This window comes from Desulfosarcina sp., assembly GCF_041551955.1.
Classification (GTDB): domain Bacteria; phylum Desulfobacterota; class Desulfobacteria; order Desulfobacterales; family Desulfosarcinaceae; genus Desulfosarcina.
This window is the reverse complement of sequence record NZ_JBFELV010000332.1, coordinates 1-5,589: the sequence shown is the minus strand read 5'-3', so window position 1 is coordinate 5,589 and position 5,589 is coordinate 1. Positions and strand designations below refer to the sequence as shown.

5 protein-coding genes and 2 tRNA genes are annotated in these 5,589 nt (G+C 55.0%); 2 read left to right on the top strand and 5 right to left on the bottom strand.

The window, feature by feature from the left end:
* From ABYV26_RS19370 to ABYV26_RS19350, 5 genes are all read right to left on the bottom strand, one after another.
* Positions 1-620: LON peptidase substrate-binding domain-containing protein (locus ABYV26_RS19370; RefSeq protein WP_372683002.1), on the bottom strand; the 620-nt coding region annotated here is incomplete at its 3' end.
* A gap of 95 nt (positions 621-715) precedes the next feature.
* A complete protein-coding gene (gene clpX / locus ABYV26_RS19365) occupies positions 716-1,960 on the bottom strand; it encodes an ATP-dependent Clp protease ATP-binding subunit ClpX (protein ID WP_372683001.1) in 1,245 nt (414 codons plus the stop codon).
* A 1-nt stretch (position 1,961) separates the two neighbouring features.
* Positions 1,962-2,576, bottom strand: a complete 615-nt coding sequence (gene clpP, locus ABYV26_RS19360; RefSeq protein WP_372683000.1) for an ATP-dependent Clp endopeptidase proteolytic subunit ClpP — start codon at positions 2,574-2,576, stop codon at positions 1,962-1,964.
* Between the two features lie 149 nt (positions 2,577-2,725).
* Complete coding sequence (gene tig / locus ABYV26_RS19355) at positions 2,726-4,048, bottom strand: trigger factor (protein ID WP_372682999.1); 1,323 nt, start codon at positions 4,046-4,048, stop codon at positions 2,726-2,728.
* A 340-nt stretch (positions 4,049-4,388) separates the two neighbouring features.
* Positions 4,389-4,475, bottom strand: a tRNA-Leu gene (locus ABYV26_RS19350).
* A 105-nt stretch (positions 4,476-4,580) separates the two neighbouring features.
* Here ABYV26_RS19350 and ABYV26_RS19345 point away from each other — a divergent pair.
* Both ABYV26_RS19345 and ABYV26_RS19340 read left to right on the top strand, forming a co-directional pair.
* The gene (locus ABYV26_RS19345) at positions 4,581-5,360 is read left to right on the top strand and encodes an N-acetylmuramoyl-L-alanine amidase (protein WP_372682998.1); all 780 of its coding nucleotides are present in this window, start codon (positions 4,581-4,583) and stop codon (positions 5,358-5,360) included.
* 60 nt (positions 5,361-5,420) lie between these two features.
* A tRNA-Pro gene (locus ABYV26_RS19340) sits at positions 5,421-5,497 on the top strand.
* The last annotated feature ends 92 nt before the right edge of the window (positions 5,498-5,589 follow it).

Genomic DNA, 5,589 nt, shown 5'->3' with positions numbered 1-5,589 from the left:
TCCATCTCATAGACTTCCATTTCGAGCTTGATCAGTTTGACCAGCAGGGAAAGGCGCTTGTCCAGGTCAACGGTTTCCAGCAAATTCTGTTTGTTTTCCAGTTTGAAGGAAAAATGAGACGCGACCGAATCGGCCAGTTTGGATGGATCGGATATGGCGGAAATCTTGGATAGCAGCTCTTTGGAGATGCTCTTGTTAATACCGGCATATTGGCTGAAGTTCTCGACCACCGCGCGCATCAGGGCTTCCACCTCGATGGTGTCACCGGGCATATCCGGCAGCAGGGACAAATCGACTTCAAAATATTCAGGGTTAGGCACGTACCTTTCGATGCGGGCGCGCTGTTTTCCTTCAATCAGCGCCTTGACGGTGCCGTCGGGAAGTCGCAACAGCTGCAGTACCGTACCAATGACGCCCACATCGCAGATATCCTTTTCCGCGGGGTTGTCGACGCCGGCGTTTCGCTGGGTAGCCAGAAAGATGCGCTTGTCCTTGTTCATGGCGCTGGAAAGGGCGCTGACGGACTTGTCGCGACCGACGAAAAGCGGGGCCACCATGTGGGGAAACACCACAATGTCCCGCAGCGGCAGCATGGGAAGTACTTCCGCGGGGGCTTCCATCTCATGATTCTTGAAAAACTTCGGGATATTGACCATAGTTTATCGTTTGCCTCGATCCCCGACAAACCCGTTAAATCTGCCGGTGGTTGCTTGTATCAGGCCTGTTTTTTAGAAGGTTCGTAAAGCAGGATCGGCGCTTCTTTTTTCAGCACCACTTCCTCGCCGATCACGCACTCTTTGACATCTTCCTTGGAGGGGATATCGTACATGATATCCAGCATGCATGACTCCATGATCGCACGCAGCCCCCGGGCCCCGGACTTTCGCTTCAGGGCTTCATCGGCGATGGCGGCCAGCGCGCTGTCGGTCAGCCGCAGGTTGACCCCCTCGATTTCGAAAAGCTTCTTGTACTGCTTGAGCAATGCATTTTTCGGTTCGGTCAGAATCCGGACCAGGCTTTCGGCACTGAGTTCATCCAGGGTGGCGATGACCGGCAGACGGCCGAGAAACTCGGGAATCAGGCCGAACTTGATCAGGTCTTCGGGTTTGACCTCGAGCAGCGTCTCGCCGAGACTGCGTTCGTTTTCCTTTTTAACCTTGGCGCCGAACCCCATGAGCTTGCTGCCCATGCGTCGGTTGATAATCTGCTCCAGCCCGTTGAAAGTGCCGCCGCAGATAAAAAGGATATTGGAGGTGTCCACCTTGACGAAGTCCTGCTGGGGATGCTTGCGGCCACCCTTGGGCGGGACGCTGGCCGTTGTCCCCTCGATGATCTTTAGCAGGGCTTGCTGAACGCCTTCTCCGGAAACGTCCCGGGTGATGGAAGGGTTGTCTGACTTGCTGGCAATTTTGTCGATTTCGTCGATGTAGACGATGCCGCGCTTGGCCTTTTCCACATCGTAATCGGCGTTTTGCAGCAGGGAAAGGATAATGTTTTCCACATCCTCGCCCACGTAGCCGGCCTCGGTCAGGCTGGTGGCGTCGGCAATCGTAAACGGCACGTTGAGAAACCGCGCCAGGGTCTGGGCCAGCAGCGTCTTGCCGCAGCCGGTGGGGCCGATCAGCAGGATGTTGCTCTTCTGAATCTCCACGTCACCGGCGTTGACGGTCGTATCCAGCCGTTTGTAGTGGTTGTATACCGCCACGGCAAGGATCTTCTTGGCCACGTCCTGTTCGATGACATAGTCGTCCAACCGGGTCTTGATCTCGTGGGGGATCATCAGGTTCTCGAACTCACCCGCCTCTTTTTCGTTCTCTTCCTCGATGATCTCGCTGCACAGCTGGATGCACTCATCGCAGATGTAAACCGCCGGTCCGGCGATCAGCTTTTTAACTTCTTTCTGGTTCTTCCCGCAGAAGGAGCAGAAGAGATTGTCGTTGGGCTCGTCTTTTTTGGCCATGTCATGCCTCCGTGTCGGTTAAATGATCCAGGTCATCCCGGTTGGTGATAACATGGTCCACGATGCCGTAAACTTTTGCCTCTTTGCCGGACATGAAGTTGTCACGGTCGGTATCCTTCTGGACGTCTTCAACGCTCCTGCCGGTGTGGCGCACCAGGATGTCGTTCAGGGCGTCTTTCATGCGCAGGATCTCCTTTGCCTGAATGGCAATGTCCGACGCCTGACCCTGAAATCCGCCCATGGGCTGGTGAATCATGATCCGCGCATGAGGCAGCGCGTAGCGCTTCTTTTCGGCGCCCGCAGCCAGAAGCAGCGCCCCCATGCTGGCGGCCTGGCCGATGCAGACGGTGGTCACGTCGGGCTTAATGTACTGCATGGTATCATAAACCGCCAGCCCGGAGGTGACAACACCGCCGGGAGAATTGATGTAAAGGTTGATGTCCTTGTCCGGGTCCTCCGATTCAAGGAACAGCATCTGGGCGATCAACAGGTTGGCCACATCGTCGTTGATGGCGGTCCCCAAAAAGATGATGCGGTCTTTCAGGAGCCGCGAGTAGATGTCGTAGGCCCGCTCTCCCCTGCTGGTTTGGTCGATAACCATTGGAATCAATGCCACGTTCTTGTCTCCTTTACATCCGTTTCGTGTTCATCGTTTGGCGCATTGCCGACGCACTGCACCCCTTCCAATGCCGAAGGCACGATAGACACAGGATACAGCGACAGCGGTTGGAATGCAACGCCCGCCGCAATCATGAGTCAAATAGGCTATTTGGAAGCCTCGGGAGCCTCTTTTTCCGGCTCCACCGATTCAATCTCATTCCTTTCCATTATAAGCTTAATCGCCTGTTTTTCAAGTAAGGCGTGCTTAAAAAGCGCCAGCTTGTCCCCGCTGTTTCCATAGAAGCCCTTGATCACGTCCACCGGCTGATTGTAGGTGGCGGCCATCTCTTCGAACCCTTTTTCCAGGTCCTCATCGGCCAGTTCCATCTTTTCCTGCTCGATGATCTTACCCAGAATCAGCTGTCGGCGAACCTGTTTTTCGGCGGTGTCACGATATTTTTCCGCAAGGCTCTCCCGGGAAATGCCCGCTTCCTCAAAAGTCTTGTTGTGGTAGGAAAATGAACGCTCCGCATCGGCGATGATGCTGTTGAGTTCATATTCCACCATCACATCGGGAACCTCGAAATCGGTTGTTTCCAGGATCTGGCTGAAAATCTGCTCGTTGAGTTCCTGCTCGATACGCTTGTCGTATCCCTGGGTCAGGTTCTCCTTGATTTTATCGCGGACCTCATCCAGGGTGGTAAACGGGCCCAGCTGTTTGGCCATCTCATCGTCGATCTCCGGCAGCACCTCTTTGCGGATTTCGTTGAGTTTGACCTTAAAGTCCACCGTGTGGCCGGCCAGTTTCTTGTTGAAATAATCCTCGGGAAACGAAACGGTAATCTCTTTTTCGTCTCCGGGGTTCATGCCCACGACGCCCTTATCGAAATCTTCGGCAATGTGCGCATCGCCGAGCTTGATCACGAAATTCTCTGTTTTTTTGGTATCTTCAAAGGGCTTGCCGCCCTTGAAGCCCTCGTAGTCCACCTGCACGAAGTCGCCGTTCTGCGCCGGACGCGCCTCGTCGATGGGCTCCCTTTTGGCCAGGTTCTTCTGCATCATCTGGATCTGGACGTCCACCTCTTCGTCACTGGCCTTGTAGAGTGTCTTTTTCAGCTTCAGGTTCGTAAACCCGATGTCGGCAATCTCCGGGTGAACCTCGACCTCGGCATCGAAGCAATAGTCGCCCGTGGCCGTCAGTTCGGGCGGATCTACGCTGGGTGAGCCGACAACCTTCAGCTTGGTCTCCTTCAGCGCATCCACGTAGGCATCCTGGATCAGCTTTCCGGTCACATCGGCATTCACATCCTTTTTATACAGCCGTTCGAGCACCCCGCGCGGGGTTTTACCCGGCCGGAAGCCTTTGACCTTGGCGGTCTTTTTAAGGCTCTGGTAAGCCTCATCCAGTGCGCGTTTCACATCCGCCTCGGGAACCTCAATGTGCAACAATTTTTTTACGGTACTGCGATCTTCAACGGTAACCTTCATAATTATCCTTTCTGAACCCTGAATGCAGCTCATTGTGGAAGAGTTTGGGCTGCTGACCGGCGCCGAAAGCGGGTCAATTCAGGTAAAAAATTAAGCGCCCCGACGCGACAGGCATCAGGGCTCCTTTAAAAAAAATCCCGGTAATGTGATTGGCCCGCAACATCTGAAAATTTCAGGTTGAGCGACTTGCCATTGGTGCCGCAGGTTAAAAGAAGCTGTCGTCCTGCGACAGTATACCACGCGGCACCGCGTCTGACACCACAGATGCGGACCCGTTGTCGATAACTGCCAACGGTCAACCGGCCCTTGCTGCCGCCCCCCAACCGATGCCGGGGTGATATGGTGCGAGAGGGGAGACTTGAACTCCCACTCTGTCGCCAGAGCTGGATCCTAAGTCCAGTGCGTCTACCAATTCCGCCACTCTCGCATGGATTTATCGAATCACCTTTCTAACCAAACCCATCCTGCAACTTGACTTTCTATGCAAATAAACTAAACTTCGCAAAAAAATCAAACGAATTAGATAATATTGATGAGCCCTTCTGTCAAGGATTTCACGATTCCCATGGTCACGATCAAACCATTCGCCATTTTCAGAACCCGGGTGATTGCCGCCCTTCTCGGTTGTCTGTCGCTTGTCGGGCCGGGGTTGCTGCCGGTCTTACCCTCCCAGGCGGCCGTGATCGTCCTGGATCCCGGCCATGGGGGAAACGACAGCGGAGGGGGCCGTGGCAGCGAGTTTGCCGAAAAACAGTTCACGCTGGCGCTGGCACAGAAAATTGCGACGCTGTTGCAAGCACGACACCGGGTCGAATTGACCCGGACTGCGGACATTCACATGGCCCCGGCGGATCGGGCTGCAGTGGCCAACCACCTGCGGGCGGACCTGATGATCAGCCTGCACGCGGCGGTTGCACCCTATTGCAGCGACCGGGCCGCCGCCATCTATTACCATAACGATGAACGATTGAAGATTCCCTTCGGGGCGTCCTCCCAGGGCATGCCGGTCCAATCGGATGCCGACCGGCCGGAATGGAACCGGCTCCAGATCCAGCACCAGCATCGGAGTCAAAATCTGGCCGGCACGCTGAAACGATCATTGGACGACAGCGAGGCATTTGACAGCGTGACCATCAGTGGCGTTGCCTTGGCGCCCCTGATGGGAGCCGATCTGCCGGCGGTGCTGGTGGAAGTGGGCTGCATGCGTCCGGCTGCAGAAACCAACCGGCAAACGCGCGAACATCAGCTGGACGGGTATGCGGCCTCACTGGGTAACGCCATCGAAACGGCCCTGATCAGCCTGGTGCGGTAACTTTAACGGTCAATGCTTGCGCACGGTAATAAACAGTGCTAAGAGGTCACAAAAAAACGTCGGGGCGTAGCGCAGTCTGGTAGCGCACCTGCTTTGGGAGCAGGGGGCCGGAGGTTCAAATCCTCTCGCCCCGACCATTTTATTATTAATTTATTCAGGGATTTTGTTGTGGGTTCTCTCGAATTATGTCAATCCCACAACGAGCCGTGACAATATTCCTAAAACCTGT

What these genes read in the sequence shown, in the direction of transcription:
- clpX (WP_372683001.1), bottom strand. Translation starts at nt 1,960, where the DNA reads ATGGCCAAAAAAGACGAGCCCAACGACAATCTCTTCTGCTCCTTCTGC.
- tig (WP_372682999.1), bottom strand. Translation starts at nt 4,048, where the DNA reads ATGAAGGTTACCGTTGAAGATCGCAGTACCGTAAAAAAATTGTTGCAC.
- ABYV26_RS19345 (WP_372682998.1), top strand. Translation starts at nt 4,581, where the DNA reads ATGAGCCCTTCTGTCAAGGATTTCACGATTCCCATGGTCACGATCAAA.